Source organism: Nocardia pseudovaccinii (assembly GCF_050942345.1).
GTDB classification, from domain to species: domain Bacteria; phylum Actinomycetota; class Actinomycetes; order Mycobacteriales; family Mycobacteriaceae; genus Nocardia; species Nocardia pseudovaccinii.
Genome location: NZ_CP192074.1, coordinates 6,606,912 through 6,632,258, shown reverse-complemented (window position 1 = coordinate 6,632,258; position 25,347 = coordinate 6,606,912). Strand labels below are relative to the sequence as shown.

The window sequence follows — 25,347 nt, the reverse complement described above, 5'->3', positions numbered from 1 at the left end:
TGGGCCGGCCCCGACGAGGGTTCTCTCTCGGCATCGTTCTCGAGGCGATTTCTCGAGCGACTGTGGCCTCAGACGCCGTGCAGAATGATCTGAGGGAAATTGAACACCGCGGGCGGATTGCTCAGGCGGCGATCGAGGACGTCGCCTGGGCAGGCGCGCTTACCGCGAAAGTACTGCCGGTCCCCGCCGGAGGTGTCTGCTCGATTCGCTGGCGCGCGGCTGGCCAGCGGTCCATGCCTCCGAGCCGAACACCACGGACAGTTCCCTGGGGAGGGGGCATTCCAAGAGAAGGCAGGCACGCCGATGAAGCACCTACACCGCAGCCGCTGGAATTTGTACCGATGTAGTTCTTTCTAGGCCGAGCGCGGTGCAGATTGCTGTGGTCTGGGGGTCTGTGCCGGCGAAATCACCGGCACCCTCGTCCTCGCGTACTTGAAGATGAGGTTCGTTTCCGTCGCCGCCACGTCGGGGTTGCCGCTGAGTTGTTCGATCACGAACTCATGCAGGCGATCGACCGAACTCGAGGCCACATGCAGGAGAAAATCCGACGATCCGCCCAGGAGATAGGCGTTGAGTACGCCGGGCATTTCGATCGCCGCATCCATGAACTCGGTGAGTTTCGCGCGGGCGTGACTTTGCATTCGGACGGAAACCATGGCCTGCACGGGATGGCCGAGTGCAGTCGGATCGATGTCGGCGGCGAATCCTCGGAGAACTCCCCGCTGGCGCAGACCCCTGATTCGTTGCAGACAGGTTGAGGGTGCGATGCCCACTCGGCTTGCGAGGGCGTTGTTGGCGATCCTGCCATCGGTCGCGAGAATCGCCAGGATCTGCGCGTCAACGCTGTCCAAAGCTGACGTCACAGGCTGCTGGACCATCTCGATGGTGCGATGCATGTGGCTTCCTTCGGTTCGCGGGTGTGGTTTGGGCAGGCCGTGCCACCGTCCGATGCAATATACACAAATTTGCACCCACTATGCATCATTTATGTCAGATATAGCCTCGGATCGGTTCATTTCAAACATGCACCCCCGTGGCGCGCATTGCCTGCGGGAGGCTGGCACGAATTCACGTCTGGCGCACGTCGGCGGTCCACCTCGGCGTGACATCGTTCGGCCACTGCCTCGATGTGCAACCTCATGAAAAACATTATTCGACGAAAATGGGTATTGAACAGCCATAGTTATGCCGCTATGGCGCACTATTGCGACATGAGGAAGTCTGTTGTCGTACCAGATCGAACAACGAACAGGACAGTGTCATGCGCATCGGTGTGCCAAAGGAAATCAAGAACCACGAGTACCGCGTAGCCATCACCCCCGTCGGGGTCCACGAACTGGTGACGCGGGGACACGACGTCGTCATCGAAGCGGGCGCCGGAGTCGGCTCCTCCATCACGGATGCCGAATTCGTGGCGGCAGGGGCCAAGCTCCTGCCCGCCGCGGACGAGGTCTGGGCCAGCGCGGAAATGATCCTGAAGGTCAAGGAGCCGATCGCAGAGGAGTACAGCCGGATCCGGGAAGGGCAGCTTCTCTTCACCTACCTGCACCTCGCTGCCGACAAGCCCCTCACCAACGAACTTCTGGACCGACGCGCCACGGCGATCGCGTACGAAACCGTCCAACTACCGTCAGGCGCTCTGCCGTTGCTGTACCCGATGTCGGAGGTGGCCGGGTGTTTGGCCCCTCAGGTCGGAGCGCACGCGTTGATGAAGGCGGAGGGTGGCCGCGGTGTCCTCCTCGGCGGGGTCGGCGGTGTGGCCAACGCGAACGTCGTCATTATCGGCGCCGGAGTTTCCGGCCAGAATGCGGCGAATATCGCGCTGGGCATGGGGGCGAACGTTACGCTGCTGGACACCGACCTCGACAAGCTGCGGATGTCCTTCTGGCGCTACGACAATCAGGTCCACGGGTTGGCGTCCTCGCGCCTCATCATCGAGGAGAAGGTTCGCAGCGCGGATTTGGTGATCGGTGCGGTACTGATTCCCGGTGCCGCCGCACCGAAGCTGGTGAGCAACGAGCTCGTTGCTCAGATGAAGCCGGGGTCCGTACTCGTCGACATCGCAATCGACCAGGGCGGCTGCTTCGAGGACAGTCGAGCCACGACGCACGCCGATCCCACCTACCAGGTTCACGGATCGACCTTTTACTGCGTCGCTAACATGCCCGGCGCGGTGCCCAACACCTCCACCTATGCGCTCACAAACGCCACACTGCCCTACGTGGTGGCGCTCGCGGGCAAGGGGTGGCGCGAGGCGTGCATTGCTGATCGCAGTCTGGCACTCGGCCTGAACACTCACGACGGCGTGCTCACCAACCGGCCGGTCGGTGCGGCTGTGGGGATCGACGCCGTCGATCCCGGCGACATTCTGGGCTGATCGACGCGCACTGCGCGGAGGGCTAGTGCGGTGGTAGTGGGTGGTCCGCTGTCCCCGCTGCCCATGTCAGCAGATGAAAAGGTCATCGGGCGAGCCGCTAGGGCGGCTGCACGCCACGGCAGCGCTGTTTTTGCTTCATTGTCGATCGAATCAAGATAAAAGTCATCGATATGAATGCTTTGGCATGTACGAAATGAAGCGACATCGGGACTTGACATGTTCGATGTGTGAAACGATAGTCTGGGAGAGATGAGTTCAGTGACGCGGGACACCCCGGATGGTCCCCTGTGACTGCACGAGCGTCCTCGAAGACCTGATAGTCGTCCCCCGTCTGTGTGTCGGAGCGGCAGAGCCGTCCCGACGTGTTCGACCCACACCCGCAAGGAGTAGTAGCAATGCCCCAAGTGAATCTCGACTGGATGATCTCGGTAGACGATCACGTCCTGGAGCCGCCCGACCTTTGGCAGCGCTGGCTGCCTGAGAAGTACAAGAGTCAGGGACCCCACATCATCGAGGAGGATGGCGAAGAGTTCTGGGCGTACGACGGCAAGAAGATCGCGACCGAGTCGCTCGCAGCGGTTGCCGGTAAAGACCGCGAGGACTGGACCGACGAGTCGATCCGGTACAGCGAGATGCGCAGGGGTTGCTACGACCCGGTCGCCCGCGCGAAGGACATGGATGAGGCCGGCGTACTTGCGTCCATCTGCTTCCCCTCGTTCCCCCGATTCTGCGGCCAGGTCTTCTGGGAGGGCGACGACAAGGAGTTGGGCCTGGCGTGTGTAGAGGCTTACAACAACTTCCAGATCGAGGAGTGGGCGGGCTCTGCTCCGGGGCGGTTCATCCCCATCATCATTCTTCCGCTCTGGGACCCGGTCCTTGCTGCCGCAGAAGTTCGGCGAAGCTTTGCAGCCGGTGCGCGAGCACTTGCGTTCTCGGAGAACCCGACCAAGCTCGGTCTTCCGTCGATCTACGACACGTCGAACTACTGGGATCCGCTGTGGGAGGCGTGCAACGAGACCGGCATGGTCGTGTGCATGCACATCGGTTCCTCGAGCACGATGTGGGCGCCCTCGGACTTGTCGCCAGGCATCGTCCGTTACATCACGGCACCTCCGACCGCGATCTCCGGTGCGATGACCGAATGGATCTTCGGGCCGCCCTTCCAGAAGTTCCCGAACCTCAAGATCGCTCTGGCCGAGGGTGGCATCGGGTGGATGCCGTACTTCCTCGAACGTTGTGAGTACACGGTTGCGCAGCATCGTTCCTGGATGATGAAGGGCACCACACTGGACGCCTCCGAGCACGCCGGAGTTCCCGATCTGATGGACTTCGACGTACGGGAAACCTTCCGCAAGCACGTCTACGGTTGCTACATCAACGACGAGCACGGCGCGAAGAACATCCGGTCGATCGGTGTTGACAACGTGATGGCCGAGATGGACTACCCGCACGCCGACTCCACCTGGCCCGACTCGATCTCGTTCGCGCAGAAGCAACTCGAACTGACCGACCTGAGCGATCAGGAGAAGTACAAGGTGCTGCGCGGCAATGCCGAGCGGGTCTTCCAGTTCACTCCCGCCGAGATTCCGATCCTCGGCAAGTGAGTCCGCTCTGATGCGTCGGGCCCTGCCCGCGGGCAGGGCCCGACGCATATCCCGTTCACAGCCCCGCACCAGACATTCAGCAAAGCAGCACAATTGGAAGTAAGGAACACCCGATGTTCGAATCCCTCGCCCTCGATCCCAAGCACACCGCACTCCTCCTACTGGATCTTCAGAATGACGGAATCGGCGAAGGAGGGCGCGATTCCGGTGTGGGGCCTGCCGAGCACGCCAAGAAGCAGAACTTGGTAGAGAACGTCAAGCAGTTGCTCGAGAGGGCGCGGGCCATCGGAATGCCGGTCATTCACAGCCACGCTGTGCCGATGCGTGGCATGAAGGGAAACAGCCCCGTCTACGCGAATTTCGGCGCGCGAGCTTACGAGGAAAACCTCGGTACGTGGGGGGTTTCGGCGGTCGACGGGCTCGAGCCGAAGCCTGGAGATCACGTCGTCGAGAAGATGCGCGTCAACGCCTTCTATGAGAGCCGGCTGGATATTCTGCTGCGTGGACTAGAGGTCGAGACGATTGTGATCTGCGGCGCGTGGACCAACTACGTTGTTGAGCACACAGCGCGCCACGGGGCTGATGCAGGGTATCGCGTCGTCGTCGTTTCCGACGGTACGGCCACACTCAACGACGAGTGGCAGAATGTGTCGCTGAATTACGGACTCAGCGGTCTGGCGACCATCGCCAACACCAAAGAAGTGCTGTCTGCGCTCCCCGACGCCTGAGACACCGCAATACTCGACAGACCCTGAAAAGGATACAGCAGCATGGACTTCGACTATGACGTCATCGTGGTGGGTGGCGGTTTCGCAGGAGCTACCGCAGTGCGCGAGTGTGCACTGCGCGGTGAACGTGCACTACTACTCGAGGGGAGAGATCGGCTCGGTGGCCGCACCTTCACTTCGGAGCTCTCGGACGGGCATGTCGCCGAACTCGGTGGTTCGCATCTCGGCTGGTCGCACCAGCACACTTGGGCGGAGATCTCTCGATACGGCCTCGAGAACGATGTGGCGCGCAGCAACGAGCCGTCGGAATGGGTGCTGACGCCCAACGTCGCGGGCGAAATGTCCTGGCGGTCGATGGAGGAGCACGGGCCGCAGCAACGCAGGCTATACGAGCAGTTCTTCGCGGATTCCCTTCGCTTGCTTCCGCGGCCGGACACGCCGTTGGCAGTCGTCGAGGTCGCCGAGATCGATCAGATGACGGTCCGGCAGCGGATCGAGGAACTCGGCCTGTCCGAGGAGGATGCGAATCTGCTAAGGGTTCTGCTCGAAGTGGAGCCGGACCTCGGACCGGATGACGACCCGCAGTCCTATCTCAGCCTATTGCGCTGGTGGGCGGCGGCCGGCCACACCTACGATGCCTACGATGAGGCGATGCAGGGCCACAAGCTCAAGCGGGGGACTCGCTCGCTGGTCGAGGCAATCGCTACGGACGGCGGTGCCGAGATCCGATTGGGAAACGTCGTCGACAGGATCGCGCACAGCGCTGGCGGCGTGGAATTGACCACGCGAGATGGGAATGTGCTGCGGGCGCGCGCTGTGGTGATCGCGACCTCGCCAGGTGTGTGGCCGCATCTCAATGTCGAGCCCGCGCTCGACGAGGATCGGATCGCCTTCGCGGATGTACAGGCGCCGCACGCTTCGAAGTCCGTGGTCCGGTTGCGAGGCGAGAAGCGTCGTTTCTACATCAAACCTGCACCCGGTCACCCGATCAATGTGGCGTGGACGCTCCAGAAGACCGGTGAGGACGAGCAGCTTGCGTACGTCTTCGGCAGCCATTACATGGAGGACGCGACCGACAGAGCGCAGATGGAAGCTGCGATCAGGGACGTACTACCGGATGCCGAGCTCGTCGAGTTCGTGAGTGGCACTTTCTACCACGAAGACGAACTCGCCCGCGGTGGGTACACCTTGCTGCTGCGTGGCTTCACCAGTCGATTCCTGCCTCACGAACGCTTCCAGCAGCCGGAGGGCCGTGTCTTCTTCGCGAGCGCGGAGATCGCTCGGCTGTGGCCCGGCTTCATCGACGGCGCCATCGAATCCGGTTTGCGCGCCGGACGACTCGTTCACGAGTACCTGGAGAAGGACAAAGCAGCAACATCGAGTTGATCTGACGGTAGCGGCTGTTTTGGCAAGCCACGGCCCGCACCGGTTCGGAATGCCGAACTGATGCGGGCCGCAGCAGATCTGTTCTGCCGCAGAGGCATTTATACCGTCTCCGTCGTAAGCGTCGATGATTCGGAGCGGATTGCAGACGTCGCGGAGCGTGACCATTCCCCGCTTGAACTTCGAATATGATCGAGGTTGCGCTGGCCAGATAATCAGGTGCGGTTGGTGCGGATGCCAGAACGGAGAGGGCGATCGCACCATTCTCGTTACACCATCCGCGAGAAAGTGAAGTGCTGGGACTGTCGTGTGCGGTCTCAGGAGATCGTTGATCGGTTCGGCTCAGTAGATCTGGGGAATTACCTGACCGAAAACCAGATTAACCTGGGGTTTTCCGTGAACGCCGACACTGGGACGGAAGTCTGCTCACGGCCGAGGATGTGGCTGGGGAGCTTCCGAGGCAATGCGGATCCAGCCGTGGAACTGGGCTAATGGGCGGCGAGATTGACGGCGCAGCCGACTTCCCTGCATCAGGGATCGCGCATCTGAAGAATGTGGAGAACGGGACGTTGCACTCCGTTCGGGTCGCCACTGCTGTACGACATCATTCCGGCGGCTGCGAAGGAGGCATTCGACGCTGCGGGAGCTCCTTCGGACGTGATTCGGCTGGGGAGCGGATGGGAGCAGGACTCGATGGTTCAAATGCAAAGTTCGTGCAGTCGGCTGCAGGAGTTTGATGGCGATATCAACGTTCTGGGCTACTTCTCGCCTGCGTCGTTGGAGAGGCACCCCTTGCAGACTTCTACGCGGATGTCATCGGATGACGACGACCCGCGGGGCCAGGTCCTGTTCGATCCGGCGGGGTTGAGGCCGGCGAGCAGAAGCGTGCGGGCCTGCTTATTCACGGCTACTGTGGGGGTAGCGCCCGAATGTGGCGATTCCGCTGGGGTGTGAGCATGGGATGGAACGCTGAAGACTTATTTCGAGTGAATAATGTTCGAAAAAATGCTTGACAGTTGTCGATCTGAACCAGATAGTTGATGAAACGAGTTGCGCGCGCCACTCCGAACGTCGTGAGGGCAAGTAGAACGCCGCCGTTTGTTGTATAGATCCATCCCGGTTCGAGATGTAGGTAATAGAAGGACCTGCACGTCGGCGCCGAGATCAGCGAGGCGTCGTCCGCATGGACGGATGAATGTAGGAGTGTGCCAAGTGAGCACAAATCAGAAAGCAGTCCAGGGTAGCGGCAATCTGACTGGTCTGCTGGTGCTCGGACGAATGGGAAGTTTCTTCGTCGGGGGACGGATGGTCGAACAGACCCCGATCGAGTGCGGCCTCAGCGATCTCGGTATTACCAGCAGCGATCTGGTCCCCGTCGAACAGATGTATGTCAGCTACCTCGAGCCGGTCGACGCGATCGAGCATCCGGTGGTGCTGGTCCACGGGCTCACTGTCAGCGGCAAGTGTTACGAGACCCAGCCTGACGGACGAATGGGCTGGAACGAGTATTTCGTGCGCAACGGCTACCCCGTCTACATGCCGGACCAAGTCACCCGTGGACGCTCCGGCTTCAATCAGGCCGAGTTCAACAACGCACGTGCCGGTGTCATCGACGCCGCTACTCAGGCCCCTCTCGTCCGCGTAGGCGTCAACTTCGCGCGAGTCGAGTGGCGGTACGGGACCAAGGATGGGAGCACGTTCGAGGACACGCAATTCCCGGTCGACCACATCGACGAATTCCTCAAGCAGACCGCTCCTTCCCCGTTCGACTACGCCACTCCGAACGAGACGCCGCAGCGGTTGGCGGAACTCGCCGAGCAGTTGGAGGGCGCTGTCCTTGTCGGCCACTCCGAGTCGGCGATGTACCCCGTCGAGGCCGCCTTGGCGAACCCGAGCCGCGTCAAGGGATTGGTGATCATCGAGGCCGAGAACCCCGATCCCGACCAGTTCACGGACGAGGACATCGCGAAGCTCGCGGAGATCCCGATCACGTTCCTGTACGGGGATCACCTCGACGCAGAGATGATGATTCCCGATACCACATGGCTGAACGGCTTCGGGATGGCCAAGGTGCTCATCGAGCGGATCAATGCAGCCGGCGGCAACGCATCGTTGATTCACCCGCCGGAGCTGGGCATCCACGGAAACAGTCACATGCCGATGATCGACAAGAACAGTGACCAGATCGCGGACCTCATCATGTTCTGGATCCAAAAGCATGTCGGCAAGCGCTGAACAGCACTGATCCGAAGGCCTGCAGACCAGACGCACGGGGCCATCGCTGATCCGGGGAGCATCGTCCGGGAAGAGCCGTGCGCGCTAGCGCTGATTCCGGATCGTCGAATGTGAACATTCAGTATCTCGACGGCCGTTCTGATCCGTCGCTCGGGACGGCCTCGTCTGAACCAGCCCGGTCCGGCTCGGTGGTGTATATCTTCTTACGGCGCACGACTCTTTCCTTTCCAGCCGTCGGCACTGACAGCCGTCCACCGGGTACCGCGCGATGGGGTTGTAGGCGAGCCCACATCTCGGCTGCCCCACGCAACGACTCCGGCGCACGATTGGGTTGTCATCGGGCTCGTAGTGGTCGGCCCGGACCTCGGTCACCGTGGCGCCTCGCAGGGCGCGGCGGATCGGAACGGCCCCAACCGAGCCTGATCGTCGCCGATGAACCCACAGATCACCTCCGTAGCGAGTCGTTCAACCGGCGGTTGCAGGATGAATGTCTCAATCGAACCACTGGCCCGTGATCGAGGCCCGAGTCATGATCGGAGATTGCAAAAGCGACCACCGGCAGCGGCACTCGCACCTTGTGGCCTGCGATGTCAAACCTCGTGGCCTGCGACGTCAAATGGAAACCGATCGATCCCGGACTCCCAGACCGGATGGTCCAGTTCTTCACGACTTCCTCGTAGAGCGCCTCGACGGCAGCCATGCCGCGCAGCGGCTCATCCTAGAGTGGCAGCGCGTCGTCGATCATCACCCAGTCCTCGGCAGGCACCTCGGCAGACAGGAGGCCCATCGCCTTGCTGTTGCCGGTCGAGAGTGCAGCCCTGTACTCCTCCATCCATGCTGCAGTCTTCGGATCCCGTGTACCCGAAGGCATTTCGTCGTCTCTCTGCTTTTTCGGCCGTGGATTCGGTCAGACATGAAGGTCCGCCATCGGCAACCCAGCGAGAAGGAGACGTGAGACACAATGATCGTGTTCTGCGGACTGAACCAGTGACACTCGCCCCTGCGGTGAAACGCCCGACCGACCTGATCGGCGGCGCCGTGGCTGTCGCGGTGACGGCCGGATGGATGGAGCCGAGCGGAGATCCGCATACAGACGCCGGTCGCTCGAGCGCTGAAGCATCTGCGGGCTTCGCGGCGCGACGGGCCGACGTCATGTGCGCTCTCAGAGGAGCTTCGAGATCTTCCCTGCGACAGATCGAGCCTGCACGACGATGGAGTCGAGCTTGTCGGTGCTCATGCCCAGCTGCAGTCCGCTGACGGCCAGGGTGAGATCCGCGCGTCCGTCGGCGTCGAAGATCGGCAGCTGGACCGATGTGACCTGGCCTGCCCAGTTCGGATCGCTGGCCGAGGCGGCGTGCTCCTCGGCCATGTTCGCCCACAGCTTGCCGAGTTCGGATGAATCCCGGTTCGGCTTGCGAAGGATCTTGTCGAAGCGGTGCGCGACGGTCGCGCCGATGCTGACCGCGTAGCCGCGTTCACGCACCTGGGCGAGAATTGCGTCCAATAGGTCGTTGCGGTCGAAACCGATGCTCTTGCCTGCGGCACGCCAAGCCTTCTCCCGAGCAGGACTGCTCCATGCGGCCATTGCGGGCGACAGCGGGGCTGCGAACGGAAAGTTCTCGCCCACCATCGACTTCTGGGCCTGAAGATTGGCCGCGCTCAGGATGACGACACTGTCCTTGACCACCGTACCGAGGGTGACGCGAGTTCCCAGTTGCTCGGCGAGCTGCTGAACCAGGCTTTTGACCTCATCGGCCAGCCGAAGGTGGGTTCCGAAGCTCTGCGGCTGGAAGTCGAGCCGAGGAATGGAAAAGGAGCCATATCCGCCTTTCAGGAAGACCAGGGGCATGCCGGCGCGGCCGTCACCGAACCCCAAGTCGAGCACCTCGCCGAGGACGATGTCGTGATCGCCAGCTTCGATCGTCTGAGAACGTTTGCACGAGAACCAGACCACGGAGTCCACCAGGTGTGGGATGCCCCGCTCGTCCGACTCCCATTCGCCGACCGCGAACCGCGACTCGGGTGGAGCGGTTGCGAACGCTCGGCACAGGTCCTCGTGACCGGATCCGAGGACGCTGACCCGGAAGTACTCGGTGTCTCGGATCGCGGAATACGACCGAGAGGACCGCATGGGCATGAAAGAGACCAGCGGAGGATCCAACGAGACGGACGCGAAGGTTCCGACCACGGTGCCCTGGGGCTCGCCGTCGGCGTCGAGTGCCGAGATAATGGCGACTCCGGTCGGGTACTCCCCGTGTACGTCGCGCCACCACTGGGCCTGTTGTTCTTGGGTGGCTTCGGAGAACCGAATGTCGTTCTTCGTCAAGGCAAATTCTCCTCGGTACGGGGCGATTGCATCTGGTGGACCAGTCGTGTCGGCTCAGGGCCGCCAGCGGTCGAGGTTCTCTTCGATGAAGGCATCGAGGGAACGCGGTGGGTGCCCGGTCACCTTCTCGACATCGTTGGTAACAGTGGCGTGCGAGCCTTCACGCGCCCACTCCATGACCTCGGCCAGGCGTTCGGCGCGCCACGGCGCGATTCTGGAGCCCCAGGAGGCGATTGTCGCCTCACTGCCCGGATCGACGTATTCGATCGTCCGTCCGAGCGCGGTGGACATCCGCGCGGCCACTTCGTTCAGGGTGGGCGCCTCCTGTCCGGTCAGATGGTAGAGCTGACCGGTATGGCCGTCGCCGAGTAGCGCGGCGACGATGACCTCGGCGATATCGCGGACGTCGATGAGGCCCATTCCGGCTGGCCCCATCGGCAATTCGATCGCGCTACGCTCACGAATCGCCGGCAGGAGGTAGCTCTCGTCGACGAGCAGATCCATGAACGGCCCGGGGCGGACGACGGTCCAGGGCGAGGGTCCGTCCTGGACCGCGCGCTCGACGCGGGCGCCCCACGAGTCCTCGGGGACTTCGTGATTGTCGTGACCGGAGAGGAGTACCACCCGGCTGACCTCGCCCAGCTGCTCCAGAAACGCCGAAATCCGCTCCGGTGCATCATGCAGTTGATCCGGCCGCACCAGGTACACAGCGTCAGGGTTCGTCGCCGCGACGGCGGGCCAAGTGTCGCGATCCTCCCAGTCGAAAGCCAGCACAACGATATTGGGATTCTGGATGGTGGCGGGATCGCGGGACGTGCCGAGAATCTCGACGCCCTGTCGGTGCTGTGTGATCTGCCGGGCGACCTCTCGGCCGGTCTGGCCTCCTGCGCCGAGGATGAGAACGGAGGTCACTCCTCGCCCTCCCGCTCTGCGAAGAGGGCGGAGGCGTCTCCGAGCGCCACGACCAGATCCCAGGTGTACTCGGTGATACGCCAGCCATCTGCGGTTCGGCGGAAGGTCGTGAATTGGTTGCCCTGCACCTCGTAGTGGAGGCCCGCGCGTCGCCCCGTGCCGGCGTGCATGGCCCGCACCGGAACCGATGCCGTGGCGCCGTCGCCGTCGATCCGGGGCGTGAAGTTGCCGACGAAGTGCTGCGTTTTGATCTCCGGCGAGCCGACGTGCTGTCGCATTGCCGCGACGATCGTCGCGGCGCCCTCCATGATCGCCGGGCCGCGACGTGCGACCGTATCGGCTGCGAAGACTTCGGCGAAGTCATCCCAGGCTTTGGCGTCCATGAGTTCTGCGTAGCGGTTGACCACGTCGGTGATTGCGAACCTGTCGCTCACCGTTGTCGGTACGTCGATCACTGAAGTCTCCTTGTCGTCGATCGTGTTCGGACTGTCCGGGAAGACTCGGTTGAGAACATCCCAGGCCCTGGCATCCATCGAACCGGCGTGGCGGTGGATCAGATCGGCGACCGAGGGCTTCTCGCCCGATTCTCGCGATGTATCGGTCATCGATACCTCCTTTGATGCCGTCCCTGATGCGTGGCGCAGGCGTGGGATCACGCTGGACTCAAGCATAGGCGCTTGATGAAAAGAATGAAACGCCAAACTATGATCTGAACGCACGAGTAGTTCGAGATTTGCTCGATGTGTGTCTATTTTGTTTCAGAATGGCCCGATAGGAAGGAAGCAGCATGCTGTCCGACGAACGAGAGATCACCAATCTGATGTCGCGCTACAGCCGCGCCCTCGACGACATCGACATGGATCTGCTGCGGTCGATCCTGCGCGAGGACTTCAGGTTCGAGGGTGGTGGCTACCTCGTGGAGGGGCGTGATGAGGTCATCGCGATGATGGCCGCAGATCTGCCGCGCGGGGGTAAGCACCAGTACTTCAACACCGAGATGTCGATTGATGGTGACTCGGCGTCGGTCGACGCCGATTGGATCTGGCTCGACTCGAGTCATGCGATTGCCCATGCCGGGCGGTTCACCGCGGACTTCGCCAAGGTCGGCGGCAACTGGCTCTATGCCCGGCGCTGGGCCACGATCACTGACTGACGCCTTGCGACCGACAACGTCGTTTCAGCCGAGGTAATCGATCTCGGTCCGCCAGTCCGACTCGTCCTGATCTATCGCTGCGCGAAGCTGCTGAGCGACCTTCGCGGGAGTGAACGAGCCTTCCGAAGACAGAAGTCCGTGCACGGTCACGGACGCGGCGCGGATGCCGTCGTCCTTGAGGCGAGCATCAATGCTGTGAACCAGGTTGCGAACCCCGGCCTTCTGGACTCCGAGCGACGCGGCCCCGAACCATGGCTTGTCGGCCGCGACGCTGCCTGTGACGGTGATTCGGCTTCCGCGCTGCAGTGCCGGATGTACGGCCTGAAGCACCGTCAGAAGGGATCCGACACCCAGCCGCACATCAGCCAGCAACTGGTCCGATGTGAGCGTCAGCGGGTCGGCTTCTCGCAATGTCGACGGGTTGAAATGGAGCACATCGACGGGTGTCAACTTCGCGGCGAGTGCTGCGATCGAGGCTTTGGCGCCGTCGGCATCCGTGATGTCGACCAACTGGCTGACCGCTGTTCCTCCTGCGGCGCTAACCCGCTGGGACACTTCATCGAGTGCACCTTGATCAATGCCCAGGAGGGCGATCCGCGCACCTTCCTGCCCGTAAATCTGGGCGAGGGCCCCGCTGACGCCCGGCCCAGCGCCGACGATCATTACAGTTCGAGTCATTGCTTCAGTGTAACGAAATAGGCGTCATTCGAGTGTGGAATGAACGAATTTTCGGGGACTATGCGTGACAAATTGACAGTACTGGGGCAATATGGTGTGTGTTATGGGGTATTCCTTTGCCGGGATGGTCCCGCCTCGCGTGCCGGAGGGGCAGATGCGAGCTAAATCCCCATGCGCGGACGTTCAGGAGGAAAGCGATGAGCATTGCGCAGGACTGGGAAGCCTCTCCAAAGACTGAAATCGCCGCTCCGAGCCTGCGCGTGGTCCTAGGGCCGCGGCGAGGGGTAAGGCTGGGGCACGAGTCCGGCGGCGGACGTTTGGAGGAAGTCATCCTCAGCAGCATTACGCTGCAGGACGCTCAGCGGGAATCGACGGCTTTGAGGCGCGCGCGCGTTGAGGGTGTTCGACTGCTCATGCGTGTCCATGCATCTCGTCCGAAGTCCGTGCCGCCAGCCCTTGAGAAGCGAGGGATAGCGGCTATTGGGACGGCTCGATCGCTCGGTAGCCTGTTGGTCGACGCGGCTCTGCTGTCGATTGCCGACGGAGCATTGATCACATTCGAGGACGAGTCGCAGCGTGATTCGGTGGTTTCGACGTTGGCCGACGACATCACGATGCGAGGGTTTACTGTCGACTCACTTGAGTCGTTCTGATTGTCAGCTGTTCATTGCTAGCGCCACATCAGGCCACGTTTGCCCTGTCGACGATCTTGCGTAGCCGCCGACCGCGGTGCGCTTGTTGCGCCACATGAGTAGCGGCGAATCATCGCCGCCTGTTCTCGGTGGCAGCCGTGGTCGGTGCCGTCGAGCGCGAAGTACCCCACGCGGCAAACTTCGCCTCGATCCGGTCCGACCAAAAACTGTTCGTCGGGAGCGTGTAAACGATCTCCACGTTGTCCGTCTCGGCCCCCTCCGTCCGCCGGCACCCGTAGGGGACGGACCGGCGGGACGTGGTTCAGCGCGGCTGCGGTTGCTGACTGCTGGCTGACCTTCTTCCGCAGGGTGGTCGCCCGTGGCCGGACCGGGGCGAAACTGTGACCTCTGATGCTCACGCTGGCCTCATGGCGGCGATCAGCGCGACCCTGCCCCGCGCCTCCCGGCAGAGATGCCAAGCAACTACGCGACCGACATCATGGCGGTGAGTCGAACTCGTCGTGGCCCTGGGTGAAGACATTGTTGCCTTCGGTCTATAACCAGGTCGAAGCTGATTCGGTGCACGCCCAAAACGATCGAGTGATCGAGGCCAGGGTCTCGGAAGGTCGCCGAGCACTTCGACGCCGCCGCGTGGATCTGCTGGCGTTCCCGCGTTCTGAAGCAGCTCTGGTGACAGATCTGCAGCAACCATCTGGTACGCGACGATGTCGCACACCACCTCACAAAACTTGGTCGTCGTGTGGAACTGGTCCGGCCGCTCTTCGGTCTCATGCCGCGAGACCGCGTCTAGCATGTTACATGTTCGGAGGGTTACACTCCCCGGGATCAATCGTGATCAACCCCACATATGGCCAGCCATGCGAGACCGGCCATACGCCTCCGGCGGGCCGGCCAGTCCATGTCGGATCCGAAAACGCCGGAGCTGCCTCCGAATTCGATGGGAATTGATATGAAGAAAATGACCTGTGTGGTGTCCTTGGCAATTGCCGGTACAGCTGCACTCGGGACGGGAACCGCCAGCGCCACACCCGGAAGTCAGCCGATGTCGGTCGACGATACCCGTAGCGTGAGCGTGCAGATCTTTCCTGGGGTGCAGTACTCCAGCAACGTGGATGACAGCTCTGCGGTGATCAGTACCCCCTTCGGTACGGTGACGAGCGTGGGCGGGAAGATGAGCATTGCCGACGCGGCGGGCCGAACGCTGTCGGGGCAGCAGGGCTTCGCGATGACCCCCGAGACGGCCGCGACTGTACCGGATACGGTGGCGGGGGAGTCGGCGCCCGCGCCTGCGGTGTCCGTGCCGGTCGCCGGTCCGCGTCAAATCGACGACGCCGCTCCCGTGTCTCCGAAGGATCCGATGGCAGATTTCGAAGCGGCGCTCGCTGTCGCTGGGGGCAACTTCGGACTCGCCACCGGTGTGGGCAGCATGGCAGGCGGCCTCATGGGCGCTGCCGTCGGTTGTCCGCTAGGCATCGTGACCGGCGGCATATTGACTGCTCCCACCGTCATCGGCACGCCCCTCGGCATCATCGGGGGTTGCATTCTCGGCGCCGGCGCCGTGGGCGGAGTAGGTGCCATTCTCGGCGGAGCCGCGCTGGGAGTTCCGGTCGGTATCGCCAGTGCTGTGCAGATGTACAACACACTTCATGCGCAGGGTGATATATAAAGGCCTCTGAGGGGCGGGGTTTCGACCCCGGCCCGGAGAGTGCGAATACTGTCGGATTTGGCACCTCCGCTACCCGCTCGGCGAGGTCGATGTGCTCCCCGCGGCCGCGGCGACCGCAGAGACGGCATTCGCTCTCCTGAATAGGAGATGTGAGTAAATTCTGATCGCATGAAAATAACACCGCTGCAGGCCCGTGTAATTGGACGTGAGCTCTAGCAGGTGGAGGTTTGATATCGGCGGTCGGTATTTCGAAACCGGGAAGTTCGACGAATTGCTACGGCCGCTCTTACGATCGCCCCAGCGGTCATTGAATCCCTTGAGCGAATCGCGCATTATGTCCGATTCTACCTCAGAAATTTCGGATGAAGCAGGTATGGCCTGGGCAATGTGCGATTCGATGCAAAAGTATCCATTGACATGTAGGAGCGGAATAAGCATAGTTTTGTGCACGCGCGACATCATGCGAGGCGGCAGCAGACCGATTATGGGAAACCGAAAGATCCTGTCGGCGCCATCGCGCGATCGCACATTCGAGAGCGTCCCGCCAGCGGGGTGGGAACAGCCAGCATGATCCGGGGTTGTCCTCACTGGGACATTGATTGATGAGGGACCCGGCCCCACCTGATGAGGAGATCCCAATGATTGACCCTGTCGTCACCGAGAGCGGTGAGCTTGTAATAGAGGAAAGCAGTGGGTTGCGTGGCAACGTCGGGACTTTCCACCTATTTTTCACGACGCTTTCCTATAACGCGCCGCTGGCGATCTCCGTAGGATTCATTCCTGCAGTAATCGCCTTTGGCAACGGCGTCGGAGCCCCGGTCACGGTGCTTGTCGTCGGAATCCTGACCGCACTCTTCGCCAACGGATTTGTTGCGATGGCGCAACGGATACCGCGTCCAGGCGGATTTTATGCGTACATCACCGCAAGCTTGGGCCGACCCATCGGGCTTTCTGCCGGTTTCCTGGCATTTGTCGGTTACCTGATGGCAGCGGTGAGTTCGCTCACCTTCGGTGGCATTTCAGTTCGGGCCCTTATGCATGATACGTTCGGGGGGCCGAAAATTGATTGGTGGGTATTATCGGGAATCCTGGCCTTGGCCGTGGGTGTGGTCGGATACTTCAAGCTCGATATCTCCGCCAAGGTTCTTACGGTTCTGCTGTCTCTCGAAATCATCTTGGTTATGGCGTACAACGTCGCTGTTATTGTGAAGGGTGGCGCGCATGGCCTGGAAGCGTCTTCCTTTACTCTCCACGCAGTGACCTCGGGGTCATTGGGACTGACACTTTTGTACGGTATTCTGCTGTTCACCGGATATGAGGCGACAGTAATATTCCGCGATGAGGCACGCAACCCTAAGGTTACAATCCCCAGGGCGACATACGGATTCATATTTTTTGTTACCGTCCTGTACGCCATTGGGGCGTGGGTATTTATTCAGGGAGTCGGAGCCGATAACGTTGTCGAAGAAACGGCCTCTGACCCGACTGGTACATTCCTTGGAAGTATCGGCCAGTACCTTGGAAAGACGGCGCTAGACCTCACTACATTGCTGCTCTGCACAAGTATTTTTGCGGCGGTGCTCGCAGCACATAATGTTTCTTCTCGCTATCTCTTCAATCTGAGTGCTGACCGTATCTTCCCGCGCTGGTTCGGTGTTGCGCATTCGCGACTTCAGTCTCCGCACCGGGCTTCCCTCGCGATCACGGCGATTTCCTTTCTCGGATTGTTTGTCATTGCAATCAGTGTATCGGATTCGGCAACCTTGTATGCTCGTCTCGCAGGTGGAGCCAGCTACGTATTTCTGCTCTTGATGGGCGCTGCGGCTATCGGAGCCGCCAGGTTCTTGATTGCTTATCCCGAACCGCTCGGTGTGAAGATGAAGCATATCGTCGCTATCGTGATCGCCGCAGTGGGGTACATCGCGTGTGTTGTGTTTGCCACGATGAATTTCGATCTACTGCTCAATTCTTCCAAGGCTCTGTCCTACGTCGTTGTCCTCGCCATCTGGGGTGTGGCGCTCTGTGGAGTATTGCTCGGAGTCATCTATAGGAAGTTCAGGCCAGAGGTGTACCTGCGTATCGGACGTCAGTAGCCGTCTCGTTGTCATCGAGACCTTGATCCGGCAGATCCGGCTTATTGCAGTCGGTAAAAGTCGATGACTATCGAAGTTTCGAATCACCGCACAGCTAGGAAATTGCGAAGTGAACACTGATCGAATTAAAAGGTCACACCGCCCGGAGGGGCAGCGGCCGCTGGTTCTCGACGATATTGGTAGCTTTTATATGACCGGTGACCTGGTGGAGCATACGGCCGTGGAGATGGGGCTGTCCGACTTCGGTATCATCGAGGGCGACAGGCTGCCCGTCAACCAGCTGTATGTGCAATTCATGGTTCCGCAGCATGCAATGAACTATCCGGTCGTGATGGTCCACGGTCTGACCATCAGCGGAAAGGGCTACGAGACCAAGCCCGACGGGAGAATGGGCTGGAGCGAATATTTTTTGCGCCAGAGCTTTCCGGTCTATCTAGTCGATCAGGTTTCCCGCGGCCGATCGGGGTTCAATCAGGCTGCGTACAACATGGTTCGAGCCGGCCTCGTTTCACCCGAATCGCAGCCTCCCATCATTCGAGTCGGCAATAAGTTTGTCTGGGTTGAATTCCGCCTCGGACCGGAGCCGGGTGTACCGTTTGCCGATACTCAGTTCCCGATCGAATTTATCGATGATTTCTTGATGCAGACGATTCCTAGTCCGTACGATTTCCTTGTTCCGAACGAGACGCCACGCCAGCTCGGCGAGCTGGCCGCCGAGCTGGACGGAGCTGTTCTCATAGGGCATTCTGAATCCGCGATGTTCCCGATCGATGCGGCGTTGAGCAACCCGGCCGGCACCAAGGGACTTGTGGTTATTGAGGCCGAAGCTGCCGATGTCAGTGCATACACGGATGACCAGATCGCCACGTTGGCAAGTATTCCGATTCTCTTTGTGTTCGGTGACCACCTCGACACTGAGCTTCTGATCCCTGGGTCCGATTGGCGCACCAGCTTCGCAAACGCTCAGAAGTTCATTGCGAAAGTAAATGACGCCGGTGGAAATGCGAAGATGCTGTACCCCCCCGATCTCGGTATCTACGGAAACAGTCACATGATCATGAATGATAAGAACAGCGATCAAATTGCTGACCTGATCATCGAGTGGATACAGAAGAATGTGGGCCGGCCATCTGCGTGAGCGGGCATGGTCAGGTGGGGTGAGATCTTTCCGATCCCACCCCACCTGGACCGGAGGAGACAGGGCTTGGATTCATGGTGGGGGTATGATGTCAGGGCCGATCGAGATCACTGAGATCGAGCACGAAGCGATAATGAACGTCGCCGGAACCCAGTCGGGCAAGTGCATGCGAGATCTGGGCGGACGGCAGTACTTCCACAGTGGGCGCGATACCCTGCTCAGCGCAGAACTCGAGCAGTTCCGAGGTACGGCGGCGGCCGGCAGTAGCGGACGACGTCAGCTTCTTGCGGCCGAAAGCCAATGCCGTCACGTCGAGTTCGACCGAGCCGAACCAGCCAATCAGGGCGAGTGTGCCGTCGAGTGCGACCATTCGGATCATTGCGGTGACATCGTGGCGTTCGGAGATCGTGTCGATGATCAGATCGAAGCGGTCGGCCGCGCTGGCAAGCTTATTCTCATCGGTGGTCGGCAGCAGCTCTACCGCACCGAGGTCAAGGGCATCCGCCGCTTTGTCGAGGTTCCGACTCAGCACCGTGACTTCGGCACCGAGCGCGGCGGCCAGCTTCACCGCGATGTGGCCGAGTCCGCCGAGTCCCGCCACCGCCACGCGGTGACCCGGACCGATTTTCGCCGATCGGAGTGGTTCCCATACGGTCGCGCCGGCACACATGAGGGCTGCCGAGGCGGCTGGGTCGAGACCGGCGGGCAGCGCATAAGCATAATCCTCTCGCATAACATACTCACGGGCGCAGCCGCCGAGAGTTACTGATTGATCGACTCGGTCGACGCCACCATAAGTCTTGACCGGGAAATCCCGGCAATAGTTCTCCTCGCCCGCTCGGCACATTGTGCACTGACCGCACGAATCGACGTAAATTCCCACGGCGACCCGATCTCCGACGGAGAACCGCGTTGCCTGCGGACCGGTCGCAATGATTGTGCCGGTGAATTCGTGTCCGGGTACCAGGATCCCGTCGGATGATGCATTGATCCAGTAGAGGTCGGCATGACAGATACCGCAGAAGTCGACACGTATCGCTATGTCGTCGGACCGCAGGTCTCGCCGCTCGAGAGGACCACATGACAGCCCACTCAACCCGTTCGTGGTCTGCCAACCAAAAGTTGTACGCATTATTATCCTTTGACTAACCTTGTCGGTCAGCTCGTTTGTTCTGTTGAGGTAGTGTTGAAGGGAGTCACAAGAACGATCGGGCTACGGCAGCGATGTCGTAGGGAGTAGGCACTGCTTCCGGCTCGATCTTCTTCAGTGTGGAGGAGCTGAGCATATTGTTTTCTTCGCGCAGTGCACCATTGTCGTCGTAGTACCAGACCAGAACCATAGGTGTATGTTCTGCATAGAATATGTCATTTGAGGGACTGATGTTCCGACCCTCGTCGGCAAGTTGGGCACCGGTGACGAATCGGACATCTACCGAATGCGATGTCAATCCCCAGTCTGCGACAGCCAGATGCTGATCGATCGCGATTGCGGCAGTCGAACCCTGGTGGGTCTTGTCGAAGTAAGCCCTTACTGCTTCGCCGCCGATGTAGGATGTCGTTTTGTTGCCGAAGCTCACATTATACCTGATTTCGGGTGAGGTGAGCGCGGGGCTGAAAACCAGGTCGGCCTGGCCGGAGAACTCCAAGCTGGTGCGCCGCAGAAAATTGGCGAGAATCATCCTGCGCTTCTGCTGAAGGGTGTCGGCTTCAGCGTCTCTGATGTGCTGCAGGAAGTCTCGGAAGTCGTTCAAATAGTCGTTCATTTCTTCCTCTCGGCGATTGCGCGGCACTTCTTTCCGCGGATTTCGACGGTTATGCGGCGAATGCCGTCGTGATGTCGTCATTACGGAACCACACTGATCATCGTGTGTCGAATCTGCGGTCCGGTGATCGGACCCGCTGATTCAGAAAATCTGTGCGGCGAGCGCTGCGTTCCGAGGTGTGCGGAATTTTTACACAATCAGAACAGTTGGGCCTCCTGATCGGCCGCTGGTGAGCTATTATCCACTTGGACAGTTGCTGTACCGCTGGACCGATCCTTTAGACACGGAGGCCTGGGATGACTGCGGAAATCGATGCACCGATCGAGTTCGCCGATTACGTTGGCACCATTCGTTACCCGAAGTCCGTGCTCGGTAAGGAGAATTTGATACTCGGAGTGTTCGACAATGATCGACTTCGCGTCAAACTGAGCGAGTTGAGCTTGCGGTCGGGACTGCCCAAGCCCACAACGCATCGCCTTGCTCGGGAATTGGTGCACCGGGGCTTGCTCGAGCAGCAGGACGAGTGGTATCGGCTCGGAGCGAGAATCTTCGAACTGGGGCAGAAGACGATCGACGGAAGAGCTCTCCGAAACGTGGCGCGACCGCATCTCGCGGACTTGTTCGCAGAGACTCGGACTACTACCCACCCTGTCATGATGGACGGCGATGAGGTCCTGTTCGTCGACAAGATTGCCGGAGCGGCAGATCGCAACGAAGCCACGGATGGGGGCCGTCGTCTGCCTGTCACCTGCACGGCGAGCGGTAAATTGCTCCTTGCGTGGTGTTGCACGGACGACGAGATCACCCGCCGCTACGCAGGCTGTACGTTGGCTCGTCCAACGCCCCGCAGTCTGCGTTCGGTCGATAAGCTGGTGAATGAGTGCAGCCGGGTCCGCCGTGTGGGCTTCGCGGTGGATCTCGAGGAGAATACCCCGGGACATTGCAGTGCGGCAGTACCTGTGGTCACTTCTGGCAATCAGGTCCTAGCCGCGATCAGTGTTACTCGGCAAGCCAGCGTAATGAACCTGCACAAATTCCTCCCTCTATGAAGTGGACCACCTCGGCCATAGCGCGAGGTGTCGAGGAGCCCGTGCTGCGACAATCGTCGATTGGAAGAGAGATCCTTCCGTCGCTGCACAATTGTGAAATGTGGCCGCCTGTCTTGGGTGAGCTTCGAGGCTGCGGGTTCCCGTCTATGTGACGAGCTTGTCGGAACAGAGCCGGAATTCGGGTCTGCTGAGCGGACCAAAAATTCGATGGATCGCATCACGGATGCGACCATCGATTACAAAAAAGGTCGGCGCTGAGGAGTGGCCGGGCGCATTATGACTGCGACTGAAAATCTCGGAGTCGTAGAATATGGAGATGCAATGAACAACATCAAACGACGGTTTCGAGCACCCGCGACGCAGCATCGGCAGGAGCCGATTCTCCTTCAGGAGCAGGGTAGCTTTGCCTTCGGTGGCAGTGTCATACGTCGGCCGGACGGACAGACCGTGCATGTCGACCACGGATATGTTCAGTATCAGATCCCGGTCGACGCCAAAGATCATGCGATTGTCATGTGGCACGGATGGGGACAGACCGGTCGGACGTGGGAAACTACTCCAGACGGACGCGAGGGCTTTCAGAGCATTTTTGTCAGACACGGATTTCCGGTGTATATCATCGACCAGCCGCGTCGTGGCAGGGCGGGTTCGTCGAGTGTCGGGGTAACCTTGCCCGGAGCGTCGGACCCTGACTTCTTCATCACTGATCAGTTTGTGTTCGAGGCATTTCGCCTTGGAACCTGGGCGTCCGATGCAGCGCCCAAGTTTGCCTCTGGTGTTTCGTTCGATCGGGGTGAACATACGCTCAATCAATATCTCCGCCAAGTGGCGATGAGCACCGGACCGGACCTGTTTGATGAGGAAGTGAAGGAACTGTTCAGTGGTGCCGTCGCAACTTTGCTCGATGAGATCGGGCCCTGTGTCCTTCTCACACATTCGACTTGCGGCCCGTTCGGTTGGCGCGTGGCGATGAAATCCACCTCGGTAAAGGGGGTGGTCGGCTACGAGACCTCCCCGTTCGCCTTCCCGGAGTCCGATCCTCCGGAATCGGTGCCGTTCGATATTCCCGAGCTCGCTGATTGGGTCGCGCCCGATCTTCGCCCGGATCCGCTGTTCGATCGGCTGACGAAGATTCCGGTGCAGGTGGTGTTCGGAGACAACGTAGACATTCACCCGGAGTATCGGCCGTACCATGCTCGCGCGCGTCAATTCATCGATGTACTTCGTGCCCGTGGAGGTGACGCCGAGCTGTTGGAATTGGTCGAGCATGGCCTGCGGGGGAACACCCATTTCCCATTCTCCGACCTTAACAATCTGGAGGTCGCGGATCTGCTGATCAGGTGGCTGTCCGCGAAGGGGCTCGATGCGTAGGGGCGTCGGAGTGCTCGCAGGCTCGCAAAATATGCCCAGTAGAGTGGTAGTTTGTTTAACTTTCTTGTTTGGAGTTGAAAATCAATGAAGACTGTGCTTATTCTCGGCGTAACGGGGCAGACCGGTTGTGAAGTCGCGAATCAATTGGCGGAAAATCCCGATATTGTCATCCGGGGGGCGGCGCTCGAGGTTGAAACACAGAATCTGCCGGATGGGCTGATACCACTCGAGTTCTCTTGGGAGAACCGCGCGACCTGGCAGTCGGTCATCGATACGAAACCCGACGGTGTCTACCTGGTACGGCCCGAAATCGAGTTTGCTCCGGCGTTGATGTCGGAGTTTCTTGCACAATTGTCCGGCAGTCCGCACGTCGTATTGCTATCGGGGCGCGATGCCGATATGGTGCCCAGTTCTTTCTGGACGGCGAGAGTCGAGGCGGCAGTGACGAATTCGGTCGTCCGATGGACGATTGTCAGGCCGGATCCCTTCATGCAGGTTTTTACCGACAGGCGCTACTTCGGAAAAACAATTCGTACCGACGACGTCATTATGGCAAATTTCGGCGACGGTGCGATCGCTTTCGTTGATGTCCGCGATATTGCGGAGGTTGTCGTTCGAGCGCTGGTCGACGATGGTCACGAAAGTCGTGTATACAGTCTGACCGGCCCCAGTGCCTCGTCGCTGGGCGATGTGGCGAATGAGCTGACCCGGCTTTTGGGCAGGAAAATTCGGTACATCGACACTCCCGTCGAAGAAGCTCGTGAGTCCTTTCGGGAGCTGCCGGAATGGCGGCGCGAGCGAGCATTCTATGGGATGGACCGGACCCGTTCAGGGGGGCACAGTACGATCAGTGTAGCTATCGAAGCCGTCACCGGGCATCCTCCGCGTTCCCTCGAAGACTTCCTTACCGAACACCGTCCACAATGGACGCGGTCGACGCCTGCGTCGTCCACGTAGATACGTGGGGTTCACCATGCATACTGCTAGACAATTGCATGAATATCTGTTCGAAGCTCGCGTCGACATACGGATGGCTTCAGTGGCCGAAGTGCTCCGGGGGTGGGGCCGTGAACCGCCCCGGGTTTGAGGGAGACTGGATCTGGAGAGGATCAACGGTATGGCTGGGAATCGGAGATACCCGCGGGAGCTGCGGGAACGCGCTGTAGCGCTGGTGTTGCAGTACGAGCGTGAGCAGGGCGAGCCGCGGGGCGCGATGGCTCGTGTCGCGCGTGATCTGGGCGTCCACAAGGAAGCGTTGCGGCACTGGGTGAAACAGGCGAAGGTGTCGCAAGCCGCGGCTGGTGAGGTTGTGCCGGTTCCGGAGTCGTCGGAGGCCAAAGATGCCCGGATCCGGGAATTGGAGGCCCGTAACCGGGAGTTGGAGCGGGCGAATCAGATTCTGAAGGCGGCGTCGGCTTTTTTCGCTCGGGAGATGGACCCGCCACCGCCGAAGTGGTGAGGTTTATCGATGAGTGGCGAGCTGATGATCGGTTCACGGTGACCGAGATCTGTGATGTGCTGGAATTCCGGCAGCAGACGTATTTCGCCGCGAAGAAGCGGGAACGGGAGCCGTCGCGGCGGACCGTGCGTGATGCTGAGATTCTGGCGGAGATTCACCGTTTGCGAGAGGCCGATCGTGGACGCCGGCGGGATTACGGTGCCAGGAAGATGTGGCGGGAGCTGGTTCGCGCTGGTGTCGAGGTGGGCCGTGGCCGGGTGGAGCGGTTGATGCGCGCCAATGGTCTCGCGGGCCTGGTGCCGACGCGGCGGAAGCCTCGCACGACGGTGCCGGGCAATGATGACAGACGCCCGAAAGACTTGGTGGACCGGGACTTTCGTGCTCCTGCGCCGAACCAGCTGTGGGTTGCGGATATAACGTATGTGGAGCTCGCCGGGCGCGGATTCTGTTACGTGGCGTTCGTGACCGACGTGTTTTCGCGGGCGATTGTTGGCTGGCAGGTGTCGGATTCGCTGAAAACTGAACTGGCTCTCGATGCGTTGGAGATGGCGTTGTGGAACCGGCGGGATCGGTTGAGTAGAGCGCTGGTTCATCACGGTGATCGTGGCGTGCAGTATATGGCTCTGCGTTACGGTGAGCGTCTTACCGAGGCAGGTATCGCGCAATCTGTTGGCAGTACCGGTGATTGCCCCTTATCCGGCTAATATCCTCCGATTCCCCTGGTCAAGGGGGGTACGGGGGTGTTCGGCGATTCGTGTG

At 60.5% G+C, this 25,347-nt stretch carries 22 protein-coding genes and 1 pseudogene; 16 read left to right on the top strand and 7 right to left on the bottom strand.

The window, feature by feature from the left end; genetic code table 11:
- Window positions 1-353: 353 nt before the first annotated feature.
- Window positions 354-896: an Lrp/AsnC family transcriptional regulator gene (locus ACQPZ2_RS29830; protein WP_433521499.1), complete on the bottom strand. Its 543-nt coding sequence runs from the start codon at window positions 894-896 to the stop codon at window positions 354-356.
- A 365-nt stretch (window positions 897-1,261) separates the two neighbouring features.
- On the opposite strand from ACQPZ2_RS29830, the gene ald reads away from it, so the two are divergent.
- The 5 genes from ald (at window position 1,262) to ACQPZ2_RS29805 (ending at window position 8,327) form a co-directional block, all read left to right on the top strand.
- Window positions 1,262-2,377 (top strand): alanine dehydrogenase, encoded by a 1,116-nt coding sequence (ald, locus tag ACQPZ2_RS29825; protein WP_433521498.1) that lies wholly within the window; start codon window positions 1,262-1,264, stop codon window positions 2,375-2,377.
- A gap of 395 nt (window positions 2,378-2,772) precedes the next feature.
- Complete coding sequence (locus ACQPZ2_RS29820; RefSeq protein WP_433521497.1) at window positions 2,773-3,981, top strand: amidohydrolase family protein; 1,209 nt, start codon at window positions 2,773-2,775, stop codon at window positions 3,979-3,981.
- Between the two features lie 113 nt (window positions 3,982-4,094).
- Window positions 4,095-4,709: a cysteine hydrolase family protein gene (locus ACQPZ2_RS29815; protein ID WP_433521496.1), complete on the top strand. Its 615-nt coding sequence runs from the start codon at window positions 4,095-4,097 to the stop codon at window positions 4,707-4,709.
- A 42-nt stretch (window positions 4,710-4,751) separates the two neighbouring features.
- Window positions 4,752-6,095, top strand: a complete 1,344-nt coding sequence (locus ACQPZ2_RS29810) for a flavin monoamine oxidase family protein (protein WP_433521495.1) — start codon at window positions 4,752-4,754, stop codon at window positions 6,093-6,095.
- 1,209 nt (window positions 6,096-7,304) lie between these two features.
- Window positions 7,305-8,327 (top strand): hypothetical protein, encoded by a 1,023-nt coding sequence (locus ACQPZ2_RS29805; protein ID WP_433521494.1) that lies wholly within the window; start codon window positions 7,305-7,307, stop codon window positions 8,325-8,327.
- A gap of 1,162 nt (window positions 8,328-9,489) precedes the next feature.
- On the opposite strand, the gene ACQPZ2_RS29800 is transcribed toward ACQPZ2_RS29805, so the two are convergent.
- The 3 genes from ACQPZ2_RS29800 to ACQPZ2_RS29790 are packed head-to-tail and all read right to left on the bottom strand — an operon-like array spanning window position 9,490 to window position 12,170.
- Window positions 9,490-10,653: a flavin reductase gene (locus tag ACQPZ2_RS29800; protein WP_433521493.1), complete on the bottom strand. Its 1,164-nt coding sequence runs from the start codon at window positions 10,651-10,653 to the stop codon at window positions 9,490-9,492.
- Between the two features lie 54 nt (window positions 10,654-10,707).
- Window positions 10,708-11,565, bottom strand: coding sequence for an NAD(P)H-binding protein (locus ACQPZ2_RS29795; RefSeq protein WP_433521492.1), 858 nt, complete (start codon window positions 11,563-11,565; stop codon window positions 10,708-10,710).
- Window positions 11,562-12,170: a nuclear transport factor 2 family protein gene (locus ACQPZ2_RS29790; RefSeq protein ID WP_433521491.1), complete on the bottom strand. Its 609-nt coding sequence runs from the start codon at window positions 12,168-12,170 to the stop codon at window positions 11,562-11,564. The genes ACQPZ2_RS29795 and ACQPZ2_RS29790 overlap by 4 nt, the downstream gene beginning before the upstream one ends.
- A 182-nt stretch (window positions 12,171-12,352) precedes the next feature.
- Here ACQPZ2_RS29790 and ACQPZ2_RS29785 point away from each other — a divergent pair, with 182 nt between their 5' ends.
- Window positions 12,353-12,718, top strand: coding sequence for a nuclear transport factor 2 family protein (locus ACQPZ2_RS29785; RefSeq protein WP_433521490.1), 366 nt, complete (start codon window positions 12,353-12,355; stop codon window positions 12,716-12,718).
- A gap of 24 nt (window positions 12,719-12,742) precedes the next feature.
- Here the strand turns inward: ACQPZ2_RS29785 and ACQPZ2_RS29780 are convergent, their stop codons facing one another.
- Window positions 12,743-13,381, bottom strand: a complete 639-nt coding sequence (locus tag ACQPZ2_RS29780) for an SDR family NAD(P)-dependent oxidoreductase (protein WP_433521489.1) — start codon at window positions 13,379-13,381, stop codon at window positions 12,743-12,745.
- 212 nt (window positions 13,382-13,593) lie between these two features.
- Here ACQPZ2_RS29780 and ACQPZ2_RS29775 point away from each other — a divergent pair, with 212 nt between their 5' ends.
- The 5 genes and pseudogenes from ACQPZ2_RS29775 to ACQPZ2_RS29755 all read left to right on the top strand — a co-directional run bounded on the left by ACQPZ2_RS29775 (window position 13,594) and on the right by ACQPZ2_RS29755 (window position 18,946).
- The gene (locus ACQPZ2_RS29775) at window positions 13,594-14,049 is read left to right on the top strand and encodes a hypothetical protein (protein WP_433521488.1); all 456 of its coding nucleotides are present in this window, start codon (window positions 13,594-13,596) and stop codon (window positions 14,047-14,049) included.
- A gap of 327 nt (window positions 14,050-14,376) precedes the next feature.
- Window positions 14,377-14,719 (top strand): annotated as a pseudogene (locus ACQPZ2_RS29770) (transposase); the annotation flags it as partial.
- 177 nt (window positions 14,720-14,896) lie between these two features.
- Entirely contained in the window at window positions 14,897-15,715 is an 819-nt protein-coding gene (locus ACQPZ2_RS29765; RefSeq protein ID WP_433521487.1) for a hypothetical protein, read from the top strand.
- 638 nt (window positions 15,716-16,353) lie between these two features.
- On the top strand, window positions 16,354-17,808 hold the full coding sequence (locus ACQPZ2_RS29760; protein ID WP_433521486.1) for an APC family permease: 1,455 nt from the start codon (window positions 16,354-16,356) through the stop codon (window positions 17,806-17,808).
- A gap of 109 nt (window positions 17,809-17,917) precedes the next feature.
- Entirely contained in the window at window positions 17,918-18,946 is a 1,029-nt protein-coding gene (locus ACQPZ2_RS29755; protein ID WP_433521485.1) for a hypothetical protein, read from the top strand.
- A 91-nt stretch (window positions 18,947-19,037) separates the two neighbouring features.
- Here the strand turns inward: ACQPZ2_RS29755 and ACQPZ2_RS29750 are convergent, their stop codons facing one another.
- Window positions 19,038-20,078 (bottom strand): NAD(P)-dependent alcohol dehydrogenase, encoded by a 1,041-nt coding sequence (locus tag ACQPZ2_RS29750; protein WP_433521484.1) that lies wholly within the window; start codon window positions 20,076-20,078, stop codon window positions 19,038-19,040.
- Window positions 20,079-20,142: 64 nt separating this feature from the next.
- Entirely contained in the window at window positions 20,143-20,709 is a 567-nt protein-coding gene (locus tag ACQPZ2_RS29745) for a hypothetical protein (protein ID WP_433521483.1), read from the bottom strand.
- Between the two features lie 296 nt (window positions 20,710-21,005).
- Between ACQPZ2_RS29745 and ACQPZ2_RS29740 the strand changes: the two genes are divergently transcribed.
- From ACQPZ2_RS29740 to ACQPZ2_RS29720, 5 genes are all read left to right on the top strand, one after another.
- Window positions 21,006-21,758 (top strand): IclR family transcriptional regulator, encoded by a 753-nt coding sequence (locus tag ACQPZ2_RS29740; protein ID WP_433521482.1) that lies wholly within the window; start codon window positions 21,006-21,008, stop codon window positions 21,756-21,758.
- Window positions 21,759-22,079: 321 nt separating this feature from the next.
- Window positions 22,080-23,129: an alpha/beta hydrolase gene (locus tag ACQPZ2_RS29735; protein WP_433521481.1), complete on the top strand. Its 1,050-nt coding sequence runs from the start codon at window positions 22,080-22,082 to the stop codon at window positions 23,127-23,129.
- 84 nt (window positions 23,130-23,213) lie between these two features.
- The gene (locus ACQPZ2_RS29730; RefSeq protein ID WP_433521480.1) at window positions 23,214-24,086 is read left to right on the top strand and encodes a hypothetical protein; all 873 of its coding nucleotides are present in this window, start codon (window positions 23,214-23,216) and stop codon (window positions 24,084-24,086) included.
- 160 nt (window positions 24,087-24,246) lie between these two features.
- Window positions 24,247-24,588 (top strand): transposase, encoded by a 342-nt coding sequence (locus ACQPZ2_RS29725; protein WP_433521479.1) that lies wholly within the window; start codon window positions 24,247-24,249, stop codon window positions 24,586-24,588.
- Window positions 24,585-25,292 carry an IS3 family transposase gene (locus ACQPZ2_RS29720; protein ID WP_433521478.1) on the top strand — a complete coding sequence of 236 codons (708 nt, stop codon included), beginning with the start codon at window positions 24,585-24,587 and terminating at the stop codon, window positions 25,290-25,292. Before ACQPZ2_RS29725 ends, ACQPZ2_RS29720 begins: the two co-directional genes overlap by 4 nt.
- Window positions 25,293-25,347 lie beyond the last annotated feature (55 nt).